This window comes from Bradyrhizobium sp. USDA 4454, from assembly GCF_054822705.1.
Genome location: NZ_JBTRCN010000001.1, coordinates 6686943 through 6708635, shown reverse-complemented (window position 1 = coordinate 6708635; position 21693 = coordinate 6686943). Strand labels below are relative to the sequence as shown.

Below are 21693 nucleotides of genomic sequence, written 5' to 3'. Positions count from 1 at the left end.
CCTCGGCGCACGGTTGTCAGGCGGCCAAAATCCGCTAAAACCCCCGCCAAATTCTTGCAAGCTCGAAGGACCCTCTGATGAACATTCTTCCCGGCAGTATGCGTTTTGGTGCGGGCCAGCCGGTCAAGCGTCTGGAAGACCAGCGGCTGGTCACCGGGAAGGGGCATTTCATCGACGACAAGCCGCAGGACGGTGCGCTCTGGCTGCACGTGCTGCGCTCGCCGCATGCCCACGCCAACATCAAGTCGATCGACGCCAAGGCGGCGCTTGAGATGCCCGGCGTCAAGGCGGTCTATACCGGTGCCGACCTCGTCAAGGACGATATCGGCACGCTGCCGACGCTCGCGATCTTCAAGCGGCCCGACGGCTCGCCGATGACGGTGCCGCCGCGGCGCCTGCTGGCGCATGAGGTCGTGCGCTACGCCGGCGAGGGTGTCGTGGCCGTGGTCGCGACCTCGCGCGTGCTGGCACAGACCGCGGCGGAGGCGATCGAGGTCGACTACGAGGTGCTGCCCTCGGTGGTCGATCCGGTCGAGGCGATCAAGCCGGGTGCACCCGTGGTCTGGCCGGAGGCGCCCGACAACATCGTCGCCGCGATGAGCTATGGCGATGCCGCCAAGGTCGAGGAAGCGTTCGCCAATGCCGCGCATAAGGTGTCGCTCGACCTCGTCAGCCAGCGCCTGGTGCCGTCGGCGATGGAGCCGCGCTCGACCATTGCCGAGATCGAGAAGAAGACCGGCCGGCTCATTCTCCACGTGCAGTCGCAGACCCCGGGCTCAACCCGCGATCTGCTCGCGGAATCGATCCTGAAGCGGCCGAAGGACAGCGTGCGCGTGCTGGTCGGCGATATCGGCGGCGGCTTCGGCCAGAAGACCAGCCTGTATCCGGAAGACGGCATCGTCGCCTATGCCGCGACCAAGCTGAACGAGAAGATCCGCTGGCGCGGCGATCGCACCGACGAGTTCGTCGGCGGCACCCATGGCCGCGACCTGACCTCGACCGGCGAGTTCGCGCTCGATGCCAAGGGCCGCGTGCTGGCCTATCGGGTGCGCTCGATCGGCGGCACCGGCGCTTACTCGTCGGGCACCGCCAACATCATCCCGCTGGTGCTCGGCCCGTTCGTGCAGACCGGCGTCTACGATCTGCCGCTGGTGCATTTCGAGGTGAAGTCGGTGATGACCCACACCGCGCCGGTCGGCGCCTATCGCGGCGCCGGCAGGCCCGAGGCGGTGTTCATCGTCGAGCGGTTGTTCGATGCCGCCGCGCGCCAGATCGGCATGGACCCGCGCACCATCCGCAAGGTCAACTACATCAAGCCGGCGCAACTGCCATACACCAACGCGGTCGGGCAGGTGTACGATTCCGGCGCCTTCGCCCACATGCTGGAGCGCGCGTCTGATTTGGCCGACTGGAACGGCTTTGCCGCGCGCAAGAAGGCGGCGAAGAAGAAGGGCCTGCTCTACGGCCGCGGCCTCACCAGCTACATCGAATGGACCGGTGGCCGCGCCCACACCGAGAACGTCTCCCTGCATGCGACCGCCGAAGGCCGCGTCATCCTGCATTCCGGCACCATGGCGATGGGCCAGGGCCTCGCCACCACCTACACCCAGATGATATCGGATACGCTCGGCATCGCCATGGACAAGATCGACGTCATCCAGGGCGACACCGATCTTGCCACCGGCTTCGGCAGCGTCGGCTCGCGCTCGCTGTTCGTCGGCGGCACCGCGGTTGCAGTCTCCAGCAACGACATGATCAACAAGGCGCGCGACAAGGCCTCCAATTTGCTGGAAGCATCCGTCGAGGACATCGAGTATCGCGACGGCTTCCTCACCGTGGTCGGCACCGACAAGCGCATCAGCCTGTTCGAGATCGCGGCTAAGGAAAAAGGCGCAAAACTCTCGGTCGAGAGCGAGGGCAATGTCGACGGGCCGAGCTGGCCGAACGGCACCCATATCTGCGAGGTCGAGATCGATCCCGAGACCGGCGTCACCCGCGTGGTGCGCTACACCACGGTCGACGACGTCGGCGTCGCCGTCAATCCGATGCTGGTGACCGGGCAGATACATGGCGGTGTCGTCCAGGGCATCGGCCAGGCGCTGTACGAGGGCGTGGCCTACAGCGAGGAAGGTCAGCTTCTGACCGCGAGCTATCAGGATTATTGCATCCCGCGCGCTTCGGATATTCCGCCGATCACGGTGACGCTCGATCCCTCCGCGCCCTGCAAGACCAATCCGCTCGGCGCCAAGGGCTGCGGCGAGTCCGGCGCGATCGGCGGTCCGCCCTGCATCACTAACGGCGTGATGGATGCGCTGAGCGAGCTCGGTATCACCCAGCTCAAAACGCCGCTGACGCCGGTGAAGATCTGGCAGGCGATCCGGGACGCGAAGGCGGGGGCTTAGGCCGCGCGTACTCTCTCACCACGTCATTCCGGGGCGCGCGTAAGCGCGAGCCCGGAATCCATCGTGCCTCAGAACACGCGGCTCGATGGATTCCGGGCTCATCGCTTCGCGATGCCCCGGAATGACGGCAAGAGAGAATTTACAACCCCAGCACCATCTTCGCGATGATGTCGCGCTGGATCTCCGACGAGCCGCCGAAGATCGTATACGCCCGCCCGTTGAGATATTCCGGCACCACCGGCAATAACTGCTCCGGGATCGGCGGCTCGTGATTGAGCCGGTAGAACGGCCGCGCCGGCTCGACGGCAAGCCCGTCCTGGCCGATCACGTCGACGCCGAGCCGCGTCACCGCTTGGCGGATCTCGCTGACCCTGAGCTTGATCAGCGACGACACCGCGCCGGGATTTTGCCCGGTCTGTAGCGCCGACAGCACCCGCAGCTCGGTCATCTCGAGCGCGTCGATGTCGACCTCGGCTTCCGACATCCGGATCGCAATGTCGGGATCGTCGATGGCGCGGCCGGTGACATCGGACGCCGCGAGATCGGCGATCGTCTTCAGCGCCTCCCGCAGTTTTGCCGACGCGATGCCGGAGCCACGCTCGAATTCGAGCAGGTATTTGCCGTAGGTCCAGCCCTTGCCTTCCTCGCCGACGCGGTTGGCGACGGGCACGCGGACGTCGTCGAAGAAGACCTGGTTGACCTCATGATCGCCGCCGATGGTCAGAATTGGCCTCGTCGTGATGCCTGATGTCTTCATGTCGATGAGGATAAAACTGATGCCGTCCTGCTGCCGCTCGCCGTCGCTGGTGCGCACCAGCGCGAACATCCGGTTGGCGTGATGCGCATGGGTGGTCCAGATCTTGGTGCCGTTGATGACGTAGTCGTCGCCGTCGCGCACCGCCCGGGTCTTCAGTGACGCCAGATCGGAGCCCGAACCTGGTTCGGAATAACCCTGGCACCAATAGTCTTCACCCGAGAGGATTCGCGGCAGGTAAAAGTTCTTCTGCTCCGGCGAGCCGAAGCCGATGATGACGGGGCCGACCATCTTCACGCCCATTACGTTGACATTGGGCACGCCGGCGCGGGCGCATTCGGCCTCGAAGATCCAGCGCTGTGCCGGCGTCCAGTCCGGCCCGCCATGCTCGACCGGCCAGCCCGGTGCGCCCCAGCCCTTCCGGTGCAGCGCGCGCTGCCAGGCCATGCCGATATCGGGGTCGGAGAACACCGACGGCGTCAGCGCGGTGGCGCGCTTCATTTCCGGCGTCAGGCTCTCGGCGATGAAGTCGCGGACTTCCTGCTCGAAGGCGCGTTCCTCGGCACTGAAGCTAAGATCCATGGGCGCTCTCCGTCAGGCGTGGACGCGGCCGCTCAACGCGGCGTGGCGGCGATAATGATGGGCGCTGCCGCCGAACAGTGTGTCGAAGGCCAGCAGCCGCTTGAAATAGGCGCCGATGTCGAGCTCCTCGGTGACGCCCATGGCACCGTGCAACTGCACCGCCTGCTCGGCGACAAAGCGCGCGCATTTGCCGATCTTCGCCTTGGCCCCGGACGCCGCGCGGCTGCGCGCCACAGGCTCGGCATTCGCCATCAGCGCCGCGCGCAACGCCATCGAGCGCGCCTCGTCGACCTGCATCGCGACGTCGGCGAGGCGATGGCGGATCACCTGGTTGGCCGACAGCGGCCGGCCGAACTGTTTTCGGATTTTGGTGTATGCGAGCGTGGTGTCGAGCAGCGTCTGCATGATGCCGACTGCCTCGGCGCCGAGTGCAGCCATCGCGCGGTCGACCACGGTTTCGATTCCCGGCAGCGCATCCTGGCCGTCGCCGAGCAGCGCGTCGGCGGGCAGTTGCACATTGCTGAGATCGAGATTGCAGCCGCGCCCGCCGCCGAGCCGCGCGTAGTCGCGCAAGCTGAGGCCCGCCGTTCCCGCCGGCACCAGGAACAGCGCAAGCTTGCCGGATGCGCCATTGGCATTGGCAAGGCGTGCCGAGACGATGATCTGGTTAGCGGCAGCGCCGTCGAGCACCGCGATCTTGCTGCCGTTCAGCCGCCAGCCATCGGCAGTTTTAGTGGCGGTCGTGTCGACATGGGTGAGGTCGAAGCGCGCGGCGCGCTCCGAATGCGCGAAGGCGAGCGTCAGCGCGCCCTCGGCAATCTTGGGCAGGATTGCCTGCTGCTGTGCCTCGGTGCCGCATTCGGCGACCAGCGCAGCGCCGATCACGACCGTGGAGAGGAACGGCTCGGACACCAGGCCACGGCCGAATGCTTCCATCAACAGCCCGACCTCGATCGCGCCACCGCCGAGCCCGCCATGGGCTTCGGCGATCGGCAGCGCCAGCCAGCCGAGCTCGGCGAATTGCTTCCAGATCGCCGGCGAATAGCCCAGCGGATCGTTCGCTGCCTTATTGCGATGCTCCGATGTGAAGGTCTCCGCCACGAAGCGGTCGGCACTTTCGCGCAGCAGGCGCTGCTCGTCGCTAAGAGTGAGGTCCATCTGGCCTTCTACACGTTGGCGGTTTTCTTGACGGAGGGATGCAGGCCCGCGGGGTCCACCACCATGCCGAATTCCTGCAGATTGTGGGCGTGGCAGAGCTGATGCAGCGCGAAAGCCTGATCGATTGCCGCGGGCTGCCCCATGATATCGATGGAGCGGTTCACCGCCTCCTTGCTGAGCTTCAGCGCAAAGGCGGGCTTGGCGGCGATCCGCCGTGCCAGAGCGAGAGTGAAGGAGGAGAGGTCGCCGCGCGGCACCACATGGTTGACCATGCCGAGGCGATGCGCCTCGTCAGCGCTCCAGGCGTCGGCGGTGAACAGCATCTCCTTGGCCTTGCGCGCGCCGAGCTCCCAGGGATGCACGAACCATTCGACACCGCAGACGCCCATCGTCACCACGGGATCGCAGAACTCGGCATCATTGCTCGCGACGATCAGGTCGCAGGCCCAGGCCAGCATCAGCCCGCCCGCGATGCACTTGCCGTGCACCTCGGCGATCGTCGGTTTTGCCAGATTGCGCCAGCGCCGCGTGATTTGCAGATAGATCTCCTGTTCGCGCGCGAAGCGGCCGTGGGCATTGGGTTCGGCAAAGCCGCCCCAATTTCCGACTGGCGGAAAATCGACGCCGGCCTGGTTCTTGGCCCCTGGCCTGAGATCGTGACCGGCCGAGAAATGCGGGCCGTTGCCGGCGAGGATGATGACCTTGACCGCGTCGTCCTGCACCGCCTGGTCGAAGGCCGCGTTGAGGTCGTAGGTCATTTGCAGGTTTTGGGCGTTGCGGGCCTCGGGGCGGTTCATCACGATCCGCGCGATCGCGGGCTCCGGCCGCTCGACAACAATCGTCTCGAATTGTTCAGACACCATGGATCCCTCCCAGGATCGATTTTTGCGCCATGATGAACGGCGCGGGGAGGGAGTGGCAAGGGCTATCGCCTGCAAAAGCGAGCGCGAAATCCGCCGTGCGGGATTATCGGGCGAAAATCTGCTACCTTGACGAGAGAATCCACCGGGAGGAGACCATCTTCATGCGCAAGCTTTGGACCGTGCTGGCAGCGCTGGCGACCTTGAGCCTGACCAACTGCGGCTACAACGCGATCCAGACCAATGACGAGCAGGTCAAGTCGAGCTGGTCGGAGGTGGTGAATCAGTACCAGCGGCGCGCCGATCTGGTGCCGAACCTCGTCAACTCGGTGAAGGGCTTTGCGCAGCAGGAGAAGGACGTACTGCTCGGCGTCACCAACGCACGTGCCAAGAGTCGGCAGCATCCAGGCAACGCCCGAGGTGCTCAACGATCCCGCGGCGTTCCAGAAGTTCACGCAGGCGCAAGGCGAATTGACCAGCGCGCTGTCGCGGCTCTTGGTCGTCACCGAAAATTATCCGCAGCTGAAATCGGATGCCTTGTTCCGCGACCTGATGGCCCAGCTCGAAGGCACCGAGAACCGCATCACGGTGGCGCGCAACCGCTACATCAAGTCGGTGCAGGACTATAACGTCGGCATCCGCACCTTCCCGAACAATCTGACGGCGATGGTGTTCGGCTACAAGGAGAAGCCCAACTTCACGGTCGACAATGAAAAGGAGATATCGACCGCGCCGAAGGTCGATTTCAATCCGGCGCCGTCGCCATCCCCCGCGCCGTCGAAGTAACGCCGGCTGCGCCTGTCGCGATGACTGCCGCACGCGTCATCCTGCTCGCCTTCCTGCTGGGCTTCATGTGCCCGGCGTGGGCCGAGGTCGCGGTGCCGCCGCTCGCCGGCCGCGTCGTCGACCAGACCGGGACGCTGTCGGCTGGCGACGTCGCGTCGCTCTCCGACCGGCTGAAGGATCTGGAGACCCGCAAGGGCAGCCAGATCGCCGTCCTGATCGTGCCGACCACGGGCGAGGAGACCATCGAGCAGTTCGCCATCCGCGTCGCGGAGGCCTGGAAGATTGGGCGCAAGAAGGTCGATGACGGCGCGCTGCTGGTGGTCGCCAAGAACGACAGGCATTTGCGCATCGAGGTCGGCTACGGCCTCGAAGGCGTGCTGAGCGACGCCGTCACCCACCGCATCATCGACGAGGACATCACGCCGAAATTCAAGGCCGGCGATTTCGCCGGCGGCATTTCCGCTGGCGTCGGCCGGATGATCCGGCTGGTCAATGGCGAGCAATTGCCGGCGCCGGAACCCGAGCATTGGCAGGCGCCCAATGTCGTCGACTTTGCCAATCCGGTGGTGATCTTTGGTGTCATCATCGTGGCGGGCTTCCTGCGCGGCCTGCTGGGACGGCTGCTGGGCTCGGTCGCGACCGGCGGCATCGTCGGCGTCTTCACCTGGATGGTGGCCGGCTCGCTTGCCACCGCGTTGGTGGTCGGGCTGTTCGCCGGTGTTGCGGCGCTGATCTTCGGCGGTTTGAATTTCGGCGGTCCGGCGGCCGGCTCGGGGCCGTACCGGCGCGGCGGCGGTTATTCCGGGGGCTGGTCCGGCGGCGGGGGTTGGAGCAGCGGCTCGAGTTCGGGCGACAGCGGCGGCTTCAGCGGCGGAGGCGGCACCTTCGGCGGCGGCGGGGCCTCGGGGAGCTGGTAGGCACATGAGCATCAAGCGCATCGGCAAGCATCTGCTCGAACACCGCTGGCGCGTGCGGCGCGAGTTTCCGCCGCGCGTGCTCGACGCCATCGAGCGGGCGATCAAGGCTGGCGAGGCCACGCATTCGGGCCAGATCCGCTTTGTCGTCGAGGGCGCGCTCGACGGCGTGCCGCTTTTCCGCAACCAGCCGGCGCGGGAACGGGCGCTGGACGTGTTCTCGCATTTGCGGATCTGGGACACCCATCACAACAATGGTGTTCTGATCTATCTGTTGCTCGCCGACCGCGACGTCGAGATCGTCGCCGACCGCGGCATCGACGCCAAGGTCGGTCACGCCGGCTGGGAGGCGATCTGCCGCGCGATGGAGATCGATTTCCGGGCAGGCCGGTTCGAGCAGGGCGTGATCAACGGCATCGCGGCGGTGTCGCGCGAGCTGGCGAAATATTTCCCGCGGGCCGACGGTGGCCCGAACGAGCTGCCGGACAAGCCGGTGGTGATTTGATGATCGTCATTCCGGGGCTCGCGAAGCGAGAACCCGGAATCTCACGCCATGATCTCTAGATTCCGGGTTCGCGCTGCGCGCGCCGCTGAATGACGATGCAAAGGCTGGCCTTACGCCTTCACCGACGGCCGCTCGGCGACACGGTTGAACCAGGCGACGATGTTGGCGTTCGAGGGGTCCAGCGGCTGGCCGACCTGGTTGCCGAAATCGATCCAGCAATACAGCAGCATGTCGGCAAGCGTGAAGCGCTGGCCGCAGATGTAGTCGCGGCCGTCGGCCATCTGGTCGTTGAGCCATTTGATGCGGTTGGCGGCGATCATCTTCAGCCCCGGCGAGGCCTCCGGCGCGACCGGGATGCGCTTCTCGAAGAACTTCAGCGCCTCGCCGAAGCGATAGCCATTGGCGAGCGGCTCGGCGATGTTGAGATCGACCCGGCGGGTCCACATCCGGCATTCCGCGCGCTCTTCCGGCGTGCTGCCGATCATCGCGGGCGAGGGGTGCTTCTCCTCGAGATATTCGCAGATCGCGGTGATCTCGGAGAGGTAGTTGCCGCAGTCGAGTTGGAGCGCCGGCATCTGGCCGTGCGGATTGCGCTTTAGATGTTCCGCCTCGCGGTTTTCGCCCTTGCGCAGGTCGACGGTCTGTTTGGGGATCTCGATGCCCTTCTCGGCCATGAACATGCGCACGATGCGCGGATTGGGCCCGATCGAGTCGTATAGCTTCATGGTCCTCGCTCCCTGTTGTTTTAAGCGTTGTTGTTGCCGCTGTTGAACAGGCCGCGCGGGGATTTGTCAAATGTGACGGCGAGCGAAGCTCAATCGTCGAGCTTGTTGAGGTCGCGCACCGACTGCATGATCGGCTCGAAATTCGAGCGCGCGTCGAGTGCATCGAACAGCTGCGCGGTATCCTCGAGCAGGCCATGCGAGCGTTGCAGCGCGATGCGCACATCGTCCTGCGGCGTGTCGGACAGCCGGCCATGGCCGGACAGCAGGATCTTCGAATTGAGCCCCTTGATCCGCTCCAGCGACTGGATGTAGTCGGCAATCGAGCCGGAGCCGAACACGCCGCCCATCACGCCGCCGGGCATCAGCGTGTCGGCGGCGAACAACAGGCCCTTGTCCTGGTCGAACAGCGTGATGCAGGCCGAGGTATGGCCCGGCGTGTACATCACGTTGAGACGGAAATTGCCGAGGTCGATCAGATTGCCTTCCTCGAGCCAGATGTCGATCTCGATCGGCACGTTCGGTTCGTTGAACATCTTGCGCAGCATCGAGAAGTCGTCGCGCAGCATGATCTTGTTGGCGGCGAGCCGGTGCGCGGCGATATAGGCCGAGCCGTGAAAATAATGGGCCGCGCCGATGTGATCGAGATGCTCGTGGCTCAGCACGACCATGTCGATCATCTCGGGCGTCACCCCGAGATGATTGAGGCAGGCGACCAGCGACGGATAATTGGTCGACAGCCCGACGTCGATCATGATGGTGCGCTTGCTGCCGCGCACGAGATAGGCGTTCGCGGCGCGGTTCTTGAAACGGATCTGGTAGACGTCGTCCGCCGCCTGGATCAGCGTCGCGACCTCGGCCTCGAACAGCGTCTTGAACGGGCTCGGCTTCCGGTCGCTCATGGCGCGCCTGCGGTTCGGTAAGTGACGGCGTTGGAGGCGCGCAGGCGTTTCGAGAGCGCATCCATCACCATCAGCGCGAAGGCCGGCTGCTGGCTGACCAGATAGACGAAGCGGGCGTGGTTGATCCGCATCACCCGTGTCGCCGGCGCCGAGGCGATCGCGGTTGCCGAGCGCGCCGAGCCGTCGATCACCGCCATCTCGCCGAAGAACTCGCCCTTGCCGAGGCTGACGATGACCGTTTTGTTTCCGCCATCGATCTTGGCGATGTCGACCTTGCCGTCGAGCACGACAAACAGCTCGCGGCCGGTCGAGCCTTCCTCAAAAATGACGTCATCGACACCAAATTCATTGATGCATTTCTCGATCGTCATAGCACTCCCCTGCCTTCTGGCTGGAAGATGGCGGTATGTTAATCGGGAAAGCGCTGCGCGCAAACGGAGCTGACGCAGATTGCCGCAGCGCCGCATCGCCCAAATCCGGCCCGGAAAACTCCCTAAAATTTAGGTAATGGCGGAGCGGGGTAACCATTTCGCAAGCAATAAAAGTTACCGAATTCTCAACCCAGTCTGGAGACTTTGAACGTGAGTGAGCAGCAGAGCGAGCCGGTCAGCGGTCAAACCGGCGCCGAAATGGCGGCGAAGAGCGAGCCCGCGATGGCCGCGGCCGGTGTCGAGGCTCCGCGGCTGGCGCCCGAGCAGGAAGAGACGTCGCCAAAGGCCGAAGCGCCCAGGATGGATGCGCCGAAGGTTGATGCCCCGAAGGTCGAGCCGTCCCGGCTTGATCCGGTGATCGAGGCCAGGATCGATGCGAAGATCGACCCCAAGATGGACGGCAAGGTCGAGCCGACCAAGATGGAAGTGCCTGAGGTCGAGACCGGCAAGCGCGAAGAGCCGCGCTTCCCGGGCAAGCTGATGATCATGGCGCCCGGTGACCGGAACTGGGACCACGAGGCGAGCGCATCCAGGCCGGGTGCCGAGCAGACCGCCAAACCGGCCGGCACGCGCCGGCTCGGGGCGATGGCCGCGGTGATTGCGCTGGCGACCGTGGCCGGCGCCATCGGCGGCGCGCTCGCGACCGCAGGCCTCGGCCATTTCGCCTCCCCCGCGGCTGCTTCCATTAGGGATGTGGCTGCCAAGGACGCCGCGGCCAAGGAGGCGGCCGATGCCGCGCTCGCCCGCATCGACTCCGAGATCGCAGCCCTGAAGGCCAGCGTCGAGCAGACCGCCAAGGCCGGCCAGGCCCAGTTCAGCAAGGCGACCGACCGCATCGAGAAGGTCGAGAAGGCCCAGGCCGAGCCGATCGCCAAGCTCAACAAGCTCAGCGAGACCGTCGAGAAGCTGCGCGCCCCGCAGACGACCGTCGCTGCCGTGACGCCCGCCCGCGAGGTCACGGGTTCGATCCCGCCGGCAACCGCGGCGGCTGCGCCGGCCGCGCCCAAGCCTGAGATCGGCCGCCTGCCAGTGGTCGACGGTTGGGCGCTGCGCGACGTCGGCAATGGCGGCGCGCTGATCGAGGGCCGCGGCGGCATCTACGAGGTTTATGCCGGCGATCCCGTCCCCGGCCTTGGCCGCGTCGACGCGATCCGCAAGCAGGACGGCCGCTGGGTGGTCGTCACCAGCAAGGGCCTGATCGTTTCGCGCTGATCTACGAAACCTGACAACAGCAAGGCGCTTCACCGCGATGTGAAGCGCCTTTTTTCTTGAATAGGATTTGCCGCGCGGTGTTAGTGGGGGCATGGGCCGCGTACTGAAATGCCTCCTGCTGATCTCCGTCCTGCTTGGCGGTGCCGTGCCGGCACATGCCGCCGAGGATCGCGCGCTCGAGCGCGGAACGGCGGTGATCGATCCCGCGCTCCTGCGCGAACTCGATCACAGCCGATTCAGTCTCGGCCGGATGCTGGCGCCGGAGCGTTCCTCCGATACGCCGCTGTCCAATCGAGAGCTGTTCGCCTTGGCTGCGCTGGTGCCGGTGCGCGAGGCGCTCGACCGTGAATTCGATCGCTATGTCGCAAGGCACAAGGCAAGCCTGCCGAACGAGAGCATCGGCGTCGGCGACGGTTTTGCGTTTCAGCTGTTCGATCGCGCGCTGTTCGAATCCCCTGATGTTCGCTTCGTGCTGGCCGGCATCGTCAACCGCATGGACCGCGCCTATGTGGCGCCCAAGGACTGCGGCGAGGTCCGGCTGATCTATCGGCTGACCCGCACCGACGTGCCGACAATTGGCGAGAACGCGGTGTCGCAGCGGCTGCCGATGACGCTGAACCTGGTGCTGAAGGCGAAGGGCGATGGCAACGACGCATCGCTGTCCTGCCGCGAGATCGCGCGGCGCTGGCTGGCAACCGGAAACGCTCAGCCTGCGTTGGAGAAATTGTTCGGCAAGGACGGCCCGCTCGAACTGGTCGATGCGCGCAATATCGATCGGATCGAGACCAACCTGCAGATCGCGCACGCGCCGAAATCCGCGGTGCGCGACTTCCGCACCGACTATCTGTTGAAGGTGTTCGACTATGACAGCGCGGCGAAACGCTTTGCCGAAGCGCCGCTGGAGAACCAGATCGATCGCGAGCGTATTTTCGCCGACGAGGCGCTGAAGCGCGACTTCAAGGCATGGCTGCTCGATCCCGGGCATTTTGCCGAGCTCGATCGCGGCACCTTGCTGATCCCCGATCGCTTTCTTGCGACATCAGCGCTCGCGCCGACGCCGACCGGTTTTGACGTCAGTGACCTGGAGCCCGAGTTCGGCCTGGTGCAGGGCGAGGAGATGGCCGGCACTGCGGTGTTCTCGGGGGATGACGTCGTCGGAGCCTTGAAGAAGGCCGCCGCTGACGGGACGAAGCTGCAAAATATCCAGTCGCTGGCCGGCTTCGAGCGGCGGCTCAACGACGTCACCTGCGCCGGCTGCCACCAGACCCGCGGCATCGGCGGCTTCCATCTCCCGGGCGTCGACTGGATGGCGGCAAAGCCGTCGAACTCCACGGTGGCGCCGGCCTCGCCGCATTTCTTCGGTGACCAGCCTCGCCGCCGCGACATCCTGACCAGCTTCCGCGACGGCAAAACCCCGGACTTCTCGCGCGGCTTCTCCAACCGGCCGCAGGTACGGGCCAGCGCCGAGCTTGCCGGCACCGAATACAGCGACGGCTGGGGCGCGCATTGCTATCTGCCGGGCGCGCGGCCGGCCGAAACCGACCGCAGCTTCCGCAGCTGGACCTGCGCCGAGGGGCTTGCCTGCCAGGTCGCGGGCAAGACCTCGCGGATGGGCATGTGCTTCGTGAAAGGGAGGTAGCTCCCGACTGGAACCGAAGCGTCTCCGCGTCATTATTTGACGCTACACTTGAGGTTGCTTAAAGCGCGACGAGATTTCGATACGCGCCTTAGCTTCTTGTTTGACCGGAGACCGGCCCGATGAGTGCTTCCGAGGACAACAAGCAACGCAACCGCGAGATCGCGGCCAACGAGGCCGAGCGTCAGGCGGTGAGCGCCGTCCGCGTCTCTAGCTGGGCGATCGGGCTTGCGGTCATCATCGGCATCGTCGTTGTGGCCATCGTCTGGGCCTGGATGAAACGCTGATCCGGATTTCGCTTCGCTTCATCATCGGGCTACAGAGGTTACGCCACCGCGCCGGATGCGCGCAGCTTCCGGATCGCGGCCTCGTCGTAGCCGGCCTGGCGCAGGATCTCGTCGGAATGCTCGCCGACCTCGGGTGGCTTGCGCGGCTGCACCTTCTTCGTGCCGTCGATGAAGATCGGGCTGTTGACGGTCAGCATGGTGTCGTTCTCGAAGCGCACCAGCACCTCGTTCTCGATCATCTGCTTGTCGTTCGGGATGTCGTCGAGGATGCCGACGACGCCGAACACCAGGCCGTTGCCGTCGAGGATCTTGCGCCACTCGGCGAGGTCCTTGCCGGCGAACACTTCGTCGAAAATCTTGATCAGCTCGACAGAACGCGCATGGCGATCCGCCTTGGTGGCGAAGCGCGCGTCGGCGACCAGGTCCTCGCGGCCCATGCAGCGCGCCAGCGTCGGCCATTGCCGATCTTCGTTGAGCAGTGACAGGATCAGCCAGCGGCCGTCCTTGCACTTGTAGTGGTTGGTGACGGCGTTGAGCGCCTGTTCGCGCGGCTTGCGCTTCTTGAACTTGGCGCCGGCGAGCTTGGCCTGCGCCAGCACCCCGTTGGCCCAAACGCCGTTGGCCATCAGGTTGGTCGAGACGTGCGAGCCCTTGCCGGTCTTCTCGCGCTGGAACAGCGCGGTGACGATCGCGCCGTAGAATGCCATCGCACAGGGATGGTCACCCATGCCGGCGACCGAACGGACCGGCGTGGTATCCTCGTCGGCGCGCACCAGGTCCATCAGGCCGGAGCGGGCCCAATAGGCGTTGGAATCGAAGCCGGACTTGTTGGCTTCCTCGCCCTTTTCGCCGTAGCCGGTGAAGGAGGCGTAGATCAGCCGGTCGTTGAGATGGGCGAGATGATCGTGGGTGATGCCGAGCTTGGCGCGCACCTGCGGCGGCATGTTGGTGATGAACACGTCGGCCTCGGCGACCAACTTGTAGAGCACCTCGCGTGCTTCGGGCTTGGTGAGGTCGAGCGCGAGGCTCTTCTTGTTGCGGGCCTCCAGCATCCACGCGAAATTGTGCTCGCTTGCGGGATAGCCGGGCAGATTGGGCAGGTTGCGGTAGGGGTCGCCGGCGCCGGGCGGCTCGATCTTGATGACGTCGGCGCCGAAGTCGGACAGCACGGTGGCGGCCGCGGGCGCCGCGATGAAGCTCGCGCAGTCCAGGACCTTGAGCCCGTCAAAAATGCCTTTTTCCATCGTGCCGTCGCTCCCGTGGCGCTTGTTGGTGTTTTTCCGGTAGCTGGAATTATCGCGTGTCGATCAATCCCGTTGAGCGGCCATTTGACCTATGTCCGGGGCACGATGCAACGGGTCGTTGGACCGTCATTGCGAGGAGCTAAGCGATGAAGCAATCCATGCCTTAGCTTGGCTCGCAATGACGGGCGCGTTACCCAACCCCCGCCATCAGCGCCGCGTTGCCGCCCGCAGCCGCGGTGTTGATCGTGATCGTTTGCTCGGTGGCGAAGCGCGTGAGGTAATGCGGGCCGCCGGCCTTGGGGCCGGTGCCGGAGAGACCGCTGCCGCCGAACGGCTGCACGCCGACCACGGCGCCGATCATGTTGCGGTTGACATAGATGTTGCCGACCTGGAGGCGGTCGATCACGTGCTCGATGGTGTCGTCGATGCGCGAGTGGATGCCGAGCGTCAGGCCGAAGCCGGTCGCTTCGATCGCAGCCAGCACGTCGCCGAGCCGCTCGGCGCGGTAGCGCACGACATGCAAGATCGGGCCGAACACCTCTTCGGTGAGCTGGCTTGCCGCCGACAGTTCGAAGATATGCGGCGCGACGAAATTGCCTGCCGGCGCCTCGCCGGCGAGATGCGCCCGCGCCTCCCTCTTCATCCGCGCGATATGCGCGTCGAGCCGCCGCTTGGCCTCGGCATCGATCACCGGACCGATATGCGTCGACGGCTCCGAAGGATCGCCGATCTTCAGTTCGCGGGCGGCGCCGGCGATCATCTCGATCATGCGGTCGGCGACCTCGTCCTGCACGAACAACAGCCGCAGCGCCGAGCAGCGCTGGCCGGCGGAGCGGAACGCCGAGGTCACGACGTCGTCGGCGACCTGCTCGGGCAGCGCGGTGGCGTCGACGATCATCGCATTGATGCCACCGGTCTCGGCGATCAGCGGCACGATCGGGCCGTCCTTGGCCGCGAGCGTGCGGTTGATCGACCGCGCCACCTCGGTCGAGCCGGTGAAGACCACGCCGGCAATCGCAGGATGGCTGACCAGCGCCGCACCGACCGCGCCGTCGCCCTGGACCAGATGCAGCGCCGACGCCGGGACGCCGGCCTGATGCAACAATGCGACCGCCTCGGCCGCGATTCGCGGGGTCTGCTCGGCCGGCTTGGCGATCACTGCATTGCCGGCCATCAGCGCCGCCGTCACCTGGCCGAGGAAGATCGCGAGCGGAAAATTCCATGGCGAGATCGCGACGAACGCGCCGCGGCCGTGCAGCTCCAGCACGTTGCTCTCGCCGGTCGGTCCCGGCATCGTCTCGCCCCTGCCGAACAGTTTTTCGCCAAGCGCCGCATAATAGCGGCAGAAATCGATCGCCTCGCGCACCTCCGAGAGCGCATCGTCGAGCGTCTTGCCGCCTTCGCTCTGCAGCAGGGCGAGGAAGCGTGCGCGACGCTGTTCGAGCAGGTCGGCGGCCTTGTCGAGGATCGCCGCACGTTGTGCGGCCGGCGTGGCGTTCCAGCCCCTGAAGCCACGGCGCGCAGCGGCGACGGCGGCATTCGCCTGCTCGGTAGCTGATGTGCTGACGACAGCAAAGATTTTCGGCTCGGCCGCGATCGCCGAGGTCAGCGCGTCCAGCGCTTTTCGCTCGCCGAATTCGATGCCGTGGGAATTCTCGCGCTGCGGCCGATAGAGATCGGCCGGCAGCGGAATCCCGGAGTGCACGGCATTGTTGTCGGCGCCGATGATCTCGGCCGGGCGGCGCAAGAGGTCGGTGATCGACACGCGATTGTCGGCGGCCAGCGCGACGAACGACGAGTTGGCGCCGTTCTCGAGCAGGCGCCGCACCAGATAGGCAAGCAGGTCGCGGTGGCTGCCGACCGGCGCATAGGTGCGGTGGGCGATCTCGGGCCAGTCCTCGCCGAGCTGGGCGTAGAGCGCCTCGCCCATGCCGTGCAGCCGCTGAAATTCGAAGCTTGTGGGATCGTCTGACAGTTCAAGGATGGTCGCGACCGTCAGCGCGTTGTGGGTGGCGAATTGCGGAAACAGTCGCGGCCGCAATGCCAGCAGCCTGCGCGCGCAGGCGATGTAGTTCAGGTCGGTCATCGCCTTGCGGGTGAACACCGGATAGCCGTCGAGGCCCCGCTCCTGCGCGCGCTTGATCTCGGTGTCCCAATAGGCGCCCTTGACCAGGCGCACCATCATCCGACGGTCGAGCGCGCGCGTCAGTGCATCGACATAGTCGATCACGTCGGCAGCGCGCTTCTGATAGGCCTGGATCGCAAGGCCAAAGCCGCTCCAGCCGGCGAGCGACGGGTCGGCGAAGGCCGCTGCTATGACGTCGAGCGACAGCTCCAGCCGGTCGGCTTCCTCGGCATCGACGGTGAAGTTGAGGTCGAACGCCTTGGCGCGGCGCGCCAGATCGATCAGCTGCGGCACCAGCTCGGTCATCACCCGCGCGCGGCTAATCGCCTCGAAGCGCGGATGCAGCGCAGAGAGTTTGACCGAGATGCCGGGCCGGTCGGGCAGGGGCTGATCGCCGGCCGCCCTTCCGATCGCCTCGATCGCGCGGGCGTAGGATTCGAAATAGCGGCGGGCGTCGTCGGCCGTACGCGCGCCTTCGCCGAGCATGTCGAAGGAATAGCGCGAGCCGCGCGCAGTGTGCGCTTGCGCGCGTGACAGCGCCGCCTCGATGGTCTCGCCGAGCACGAAATGACTGCCCATCAGCCGCATCGCCTGCCGCGTCGCGGCGCGCACCGCCGGCGCACCGAGCCGCTTGGTCAGCCGGCCTATCGTTCCCTGCGGTGTTTCACCGGGCTGGATCACGCGCGCCGACATGCCGAGCGCCCAGGCCGAGGCGTTGACCAGAAATGCGCTGGATTTGGTCTCGTGGTTGACGAAGTCGCCCTGGCCGAGCTTGTCCTCGATGAACTGGTCGGCGGTGCGCGCGTCGGGCACCCGCAGCAGCGCCTCCGCCAGCACCATCAGCGCCAAGCCCTCCTTGGTCGAGAGCGCGAACTCCCGCAGCATGTCCTCGACCCCACCGAGCGGATCGTCGTTCGCCCTGATCGCCTCGATCAGGCGGGTCGCGGTGCGGTCGATGCGGGCCTCCGCCTCCGCGCCGAGCCTAGCGTCCTGGCGCAGGCGGCCGGCGATGACGCCGTCATCCGGGGCATAGGGCGGGCTGAACGACGGCGGGAGCGGGGACGGATCTGGCATGGCGGTGGTTCCTGCGGGGTTGCACGGGAACACCTACGCGCCCGTGGACCGTAGTTCGATAGACAAATTAGCAGATTTGCCTTAGAAAATCAGGATCACTTCTAGTATTTCCGTAGATATGACAGAGATCGACAAGACAGACCGTAAAATCCTCTCGATCCTGCAAGGGGATGGAAGGATTGCCAATGTGGAACTGGCCGAGCGGATCGGCTTGTCGCCGACCTCGGTCGGCGAGCGGCTGAAGCGGTTGCAGCGCGACGGCTTCGTCGAGGGCTATGGCGCGCGGCTCAACCCGCACCGGCTCGGGCTCGGTCTGCTGGTGTTCGTCGAAGTGTTGCTCGACAAGACCACGCCCGATGTGTTCGAGCGCTTCGCCAAGGCGGTCCAGACCGCGCCGGAAGTGCTGGAGTGTCACATGGTGGCCGGCGGCTTCGACTATCTGGTCAAGGCGCGAGTCGCCAACATGACCGCCTATCGCCGCTTCCTGGGCGAGACGCTGCTGGCGCTGCCGGGCGTGCGCGAGACGCGAACCTACGCGGTGATGGAGGAAGTCAAGCGCGATGCGCCGCTGCCGGTCGGTTGAAGGCGGTTTGATGTGATCCACAGCCATGCGCCGGATGTATTGGCATCGTGACGCACCCGCGATAATCCTGTCGTGCAGCGTGGGGCAGTAGTTCATGAAAGACGCCGATCAGCCGATACGAACCAAGCGGGCCGGGTTTGCCGGTGCGCTTGCTGGGCTTATGCTGGCGCTGCCATCAGCGGCACCGGCCCGGGCGGCCGAACTCAGCTCCGGCATTATGCAACTCTATACCTCGGTCTCGATCTATCCACCTTCGGCGTCGACGATGACCGTTTGCTACGGCTTCGTCTGCCGGCGCCGCGAGATGCTCGACTTCAACGCATCCGACAGGGCGGCGCTGAGCAAGATCATGGCCACCGGCCGCGCTAACGCGGCCGCCGAACGTGCGGCCGTGCAAAAGGCGGTGATCTGGTTCGACCGCCGGATGGGGCCGATCCTCGGCACCGACAAGCGTGTGGCGAAAGCGGACTTCCGCGCCAACGACGACAAGCACAATTACGATTGCTGGGACACGACGCGCAACACGACCAGCCTGATGCTGGTGATGCAGTCATGGAATCTGTTCAAGTTCCATGACGTCGGCGATCCCCACTACCGCGGGTTTTCGCTGGGGCAGACGCCGCACAACACCGCCGTTCTGGTCGAGCGCGCCACCAAGGTGGAATGGGCCGTCGATCTCTGGCCGCGCGGCTATCTGCAGCCGCCAGACGTCATGACCGTCGCCAAATGGGTGACGGAAGATTGAACGGCCGAATGTTTTTGCCGCAGCTGTTCCGTTGCGTTCCATCCCATTCATTTGCAGGGATGCGCTGGAACCGGATACCCGTGGTTCCAAAAATACGTTCGGCCCCATCACCATAAGAACCAAGTGACGCGTTAACACGGGCCGCATTCGGTCAACCCGAGGCTACGATATGCGTTCACGTTCGACTTGCACCGCTGCCGCCAACGGCGGCATGCGTTTTCCTCCGTTGCTCGTGCTTGCGCTGCTGCTGTGGCCAGTGCTTGCCGGCCCGGCTCGCGCCGGTGATGTCGAGGATTGCAGCGGTCCGCCGACCGACAAGGCCGAGGCGGCGTGCTCTGATATCATCAATGATGCTGCACGCTCGGCGGAGGACCGTACCAAGGCTTTTGCGGGCCGCTCGCGGTTCTACATCGCCCGCAACAAGATCGATCAGGCCTTCAACGATGCCGATGCTGCGGTGCAATTGAGCCCGCAATTCGTGCCGGCGCTGATCGCGCGCGGCTATGTGCAGCAGCGCAGGGGCAGCCTCGATCAGGCGCGCGCGGATTTCGATCGCGCGATCGAGCTCGAGCCGAAGAACCCGTTCGGCTTCCTGGCACGCGGCAATCTGCGCGCCGACCAGCGCGCCTGGGCCGATGCGATCTCGGACTACAGCCAGGCGATCATGCTGCGGCAGGATCTGCCCGCCGCTCATGTCGGGCGGGCGCGGGCCTATGTCGAATCCGGACAGCCCGATGCGGCGCTGGCCGATGCCAACACCGCGATTGCCATCAACGCGAGCACGCCGAACGCGTTCTATTGGCGCGGCCAAGCCTACCGGCGCAAGGGCGACATCGATCACGCGATCGAGGATTTCTCGCGCGCGATCGCGCAGGCGCCGCAGACCGAGCGCAACGCCTATTTCGCCCGCGCCCAGCTCTACAGCGCCAAGGGCGACTACGTCCGCGCCATTGGCGACTTCGATTGGCTGTTGAAGGTTCTTCCCGACAACAAGGAGATCCAGCAGCAGCGCCAGCAGGCGCTCGCGATGCAGGCCGAGTTGGCGAAGGCCGGCGCGGCTCCGCAATCGCCGGCGGCTCCGGCCGGACCCCCAGCGCGGCCGTCCGCTCCGGTCGCGGCTTCGAGCAGTCAGCAGATCGAGCAGGCAAAGCAATTCATCGCGCAGGGCAATTTCGCCGGCGCCATCAGCAATCTCAGCCAGGTGCTCGGCGGCGATCCGCGCAACGAGGCGGCGCTGCGGCTGCGCGCGATGGCCTATTCACGGCTCAGCCGGCTGGCGGAGGCGCGCAACGACTTCAACGATCTGCTCAAGCTCAAGCCGAACGATCCCCAACTGCTGGCCTCCCGCGCGCTCAATGCCGCAGGCTTGCGGCAGTTCGACGAAGCCAGCGCCGACGCCAGCCGCGCCATCACGCTCAATCCGAACAATTCGCTGGCCTACCTGGCGCGCGGCCTCGTCAAGGCCAGCACCGGCAAGGTGCAGGACGCGCTTGCCGACTACGATCATTCGATTTCGCTCAATGCCAAGGAGACGCTCGCCTTCACCGAACGCGGGCTCGCCTATATCGGTCTCAACCAGCTCGACAAGGCGCTGTTGGATTTCGATCAGGCACTGGCGCTGGTGCCGACCAATCTGGTCGCCAAATCGTGGCGTGGACTTGCGCTGATGCTCAAGGGCCGCGCCGACGAGGGGTTGGTCGATATCAATGCCGTGCTGGACCGCAGCCCCAGCAATCCCACGGCGCAGCTCGGCCGCGGGCTCGCGATGCTGACCTCGTCCCAGTTCGACCGCGCCATCGCCGCCTTAGACCAGATCATCACGCGGGCGCCGAACGATGCCTTCCCCCGCGTGCTGCGCGCACGGGCCTATCTCGGGCTGAAGAAGCCGGATGATGCGATGAAGGATCTCGACTTCGTCCTCGCCGCGCGGCCCGATTTTCAGCCGGCGCTGACGCTGCGCGGCATCACCTGGTCGGCGCTGCGCAACTACGACAAGGCGGTCGAGGATCTTGACCGGGCAATCGCGCAGAAGGAGACCGTGGAGGGCGTATTCGCCCGCGCCAAGGCGCACGAGGCGCTCAACCATGCCGACAAGGCGGCCGAGGATTTCCGCAAGGCCACCCAGCTCACGCCGTCGAGCGTGTTCGACGTGCTCGCACAGGCCGAGTCGAAGCGGAAGATCGAGCAGCTGTCGAAGCGGGTGCCGTGCGGCAGCGGCCAGGGCGGCACCTGCCTGTGACGCGGCGGCCCGGCAGCCGCGGCGTCCTCAACGGGAAACAGCGAAGCGCGCGATCGATCGAGGCCGAAAAAGCTCAACCGCGGCGCGCGGGCATCGTGCCCGCCCCGCCGAACGTCACGCCGTGCAATGTTGGATCGGCCCCCACTCCCGGATGGCGTCCGAGAGTGCGCCGCCGGATCGATCTGGCGCTGACGCGCTAGACCTTGAGATTCTCGGCGGATGTCTTGCCGCGATTTGCAATTTCTTCGTATTCAACCGACTGGCCTTCGTTGAGGCTTTGAAGGCCGGCCTTCTGAACTGCTGAAATATGCACGAAAATGTCCTTGCCGCCCGATGCGGGCTGGATGAATCCATAGCCTTTGGTCGGGTTGAACCACTTCACGGTACCTTTGGGCATTCCAGTCGTCTCCGCGGAATCAATCGAAAACAGACCAGCCGGCCCCCGCACAAACCGGCTTGTCCGTACCGCACAGGATAGCAGTTTGAAAAAAGCTGGGTAGATCAAACCACGGTGTGTTTTTGCCCGGAAACA

The 21693-nt window shown here is 65.5% G+C and carries 18 protein-coding genes and 1 pseudogene; 10 read left to right on the top strand and 9 right to left on the bottom strand.

Annotation, left to right across the window (positions count from 1 at the left end; genetic code table 11):
- Positions 1 to 77: 77 nt before the first annotated feature.
- On the top strand, positions 78 to 2402 hold the full coding sequence (locus ACVIW0_RS31215; RefSeq protein WP_461355846.1) for a xanthine dehydrogenase family protein molybdopterin-binding subunit: 2325 nt from the start codon (positions 78 to 80) through the stop codon (positions 2400 to 2402).
- A 139-nt stretch (positions 2403 to 2541) separates the two neighbouring features.
- Here the strand turns inward: ACVIW0_RS31215 and ACVIW0_RS31210 are convergent, their stop codons facing one another.
- From ACVIW0_RS31210 to ACVIW0_RS31200, 3 genes are read right to left on the bottom strand one after another with little or no spacing between them, the layout of a single operon-like run.
- Positions 2542 to 3738: an acyl-CoA dehydrogenase family protein gene (locus tag ACVIW0_RS31210; protein WP_461355845.1), complete on the bottom strand. Its 1197-nt coding sequence runs from the start codon at positions 3736 to 3738 to the stop codon at positions 2542 to 2544.
- A 12-nt stretch (positions 3739 to 3750) separates the two neighbouring features.
- A complete protein-coding gene (locus ACVIW0_RS31205) occupies positions 3751 to 4896 on the bottom strand; it encodes an acyl-CoA dehydrogenase family protein (protein ID WP_461355844.1) in 1146 nt (381 codons plus the stop codon).
- A gap of 8 nt (positions 4897 to 4904) precedes the next feature.
- Positions 4905 to 5759 (bottom strand): enoyl-CoA hydratase, encoded by an 855-nt coding sequence (locus ACVIW0_RS31200; RefSeq protein WP_461355843.1) that lies wholly within the window; start codon positions 5757 to 5759, stop codon positions 4905 to 4907.
- A 161-nt stretch (positions 5760 to 5920) separates the two neighbouring features.
- On the opposite strand from ACVIW0_RS31200, the pseudogene ACVIW0_RS31195 reads away from it, so the two are divergent.
- The 3 genes and pseudogenes from ACVIW0_RS31195 to ACVIW0_RS31185 all read left to right on the top strand — a co-directional run bounded on the left by ACVIW0_RS31195 (position 5921) and on the right by ACVIW0_RS31185 (position 7961).
- Positions 5921 to 6542, top strand: a pseudogene (locus ACVIW0_RS31195) (LemA family protein).
- Between the two features lie 20 nt (positions 6543 to 6562).
- A complete protein-coding gene (locus ACVIW0_RS31190; RefSeq protein ID WP_461355842.1) occupies positions 6563 to 7459 on the top strand; it encodes a TPM domain-containing protein in 897 nt (298 codons plus the stop codon).
- A 4-nt stretch (positions 7460 to 7463) separates the two neighbouring features.
- Positions 7464 to 7961 (top strand): TPM domain-containing protein, encoded by a 498-nt coding sequence (locus tag ACVIW0_RS31185; protein ID WP_461355841.1) that lies wholly within the window; start codon positions 7464 to 7466, stop codon positions 7959 to 7961.
- Positions 7962 to 8071: 110 nt separating this feature from the next.
- On the opposite strand, the gene ACVIW0_RS31180 is transcribed toward ACVIW0_RS31185, so the two are convergent.
- The 3 genes from ACVIW0_RS31180 to ACVIW0_RS31170 form a co-directional block, all read right to left on the bottom strand.
- Positions 8072 to 8686 (bottom strand): glutathione S-transferase family protein, encoded by a 615-nt coding sequence (locus tag ACVIW0_RS31180; protein ID WP_461355840.1) that lies wholly within the window; start codon positions 8684 to 8686, stop codon positions 8072 to 8074.
- A gap of 89 nt (positions 8687 to 8775) precedes the next feature.
- The gene (locus tag ACVIW0_RS31175) at positions 8776 to 9585 is read right to left on the bottom strand and encodes an MBL fold metallo-hydrolase (RefSeq protein ID WP_461355839.1); all 810 of its coding nucleotides are present in this window, start codon (positions 9583 to 9585) and stop codon (positions 8776 to 8778) included.
- Entirely contained in the window at positions 9582 to 9956 is a 375-nt protein-coding gene (locus ACVIW0_RS31170; protein WP_461346872.1) for a Crp/Fnr family transcriptional regulator, read from the bottom strand. Before ACVIW0_RS31170 ends, ACVIW0_RS31175 begins: the two co-directional genes overlap by 4 nt.
- A 204-nt stretch (positions 9957 to 10160) precedes the next feature.
- Here ACVIW0_RS31170 and ACVIW0_RS31165 point away from each other — a divergent pair, with 204 nt between their 5' ends.
- The 3 genes from ACVIW0_RS31165 (at position 10161) to ACVIW0_RS31155 (ending at position 13151) form a co-directional block, all read left to right on the top strand.
- Entirely contained in the window at positions 10161 to 11228 is a 1068-nt protein-coding gene (locus tag ACVIW0_RS31165; protein ID WP_461355838.1) for a hypothetical protein, read from the top strand.
- A gap of 91 nt (positions 11229 to 11319) precedes the next feature.
- The gene (locus ACVIW0_RS31160) at positions 11320 to 12867 is read left to right on the top strand and encodes a hypothetical protein (protein ID WP_461355837.1); all 1548 of its coding nucleotides are present in this window, start codon (positions 11320 to 11322) and stop codon (positions 12865 to 12867) included.
- A 119-nt stretch (positions 12868 to 12986) separates the two neighbouring features.
- Positions 12987 to 13151 (top strand): hypothetical protein, encoded by a 165-nt coding sequence (locus tag ACVIW0_RS31155; protein ID WP_461355836.1) that lies wholly within the window; start codon positions 12987 to 12989, stop codon positions 13149 to 13151.
- A gap of 38 nt (positions 13152 to 13189) precedes the next feature.
- Here ACVIW0_RS31155 and ACVIW0_RS31150 read toward each other — a convergent pair whose 3' ends face one another.
- Together ACVIW0_RS31150 and putA are read right to left on the bottom strand one after the other, a co-directional pair.
- Positions 13190 to 14395 (bottom strand): CaiB/BaiF CoA transferase family protein, encoded by a 1206-nt coding sequence (locus ACVIW0_RS31150; RefSeq protein WP_461355835.1) that lies wholly within the window; start codon positions 14393 to 14395, stop codon positions 13190 to 13192.
- A 190-nt stretch (positions 14396 to 14585) separates the two neighbouring features.
- Complete coding sequence (gene putA / locus ACVIW0_RS31145) at positions 14586 to 17594, bottom strand: bifunctional proline dehydrogenase/L-glutamate gamma-semialdehyde dehydrogenase PutA (protein WP_461355834.1); 3009 nt, start codon at positions 17592 to 17594, stop codon at positions 14586 to 14588.
- Between the two features lie 118 nt (positions 17595 to 17712).
- Between putA and ACVIW0_RS31140 the strand changes: the two genes are divergently transcribed.
- The 3 genes from ACVIW0_RS31140 (at position 17713) to ACVIW0_RS31130 (ending at position 21161) form a co-directional block, all read left to right on the top strand.
- Positions 17713 to 18177 (top strand): Lrp/AsnC ligand binding domain-containing protein, encoded by a 465-nt coding sequence (locus ACVIW0_RS31140; RefSeq protein ID WP_050423774.1) that lies wholly within the window; start codon positions 17713 to 17715, stop codon positions 18175 to 18177.
- 94 nt (positions 18178 to 18271) lie between these two features.
- Positions 18272 to 18922: a hypothetical protein gene (locus ACVIW0_RS31135; RefSeq protein ID WP_461355833.1), complete on the top strand. Its 651-nt coding sequence runs from the start codon at positions 18272 to 18274 to the stop codon at positions 18920 to 18922.
- 169 nt (positions 18923 to 19091) lie between these two features.
- Positions 19092 to 21161 (top strand): tetratricopeptide repeat protein, encoded by a 2070-nt coding sequence (locus ACVIW0_RS31130; RefSeq protein ID WP_461355832.1) that lies wholly within the window; start codon positions 19092 to 19094, stop codon positions 21159 to 21161.
- Positions 21162 to 21357: 196 nt separating this feature from the next.
- On the opposite strand, the gene ACVIW0_RS31125 is transcribed toward ACVIW0_RS31130, so the two are convergent.
- Positions 21358 to 21558, bottom strand: coding sequence for a cold-shock protein (locus ACVIW0_RS31125; protein WP_163149424.1), 201 nt, complete (start codon positions 21556 to 21558; stop codon positions 21358 to 21360).
- Positions 21559 to 21693: the final 135 nt, after the last annotated feature.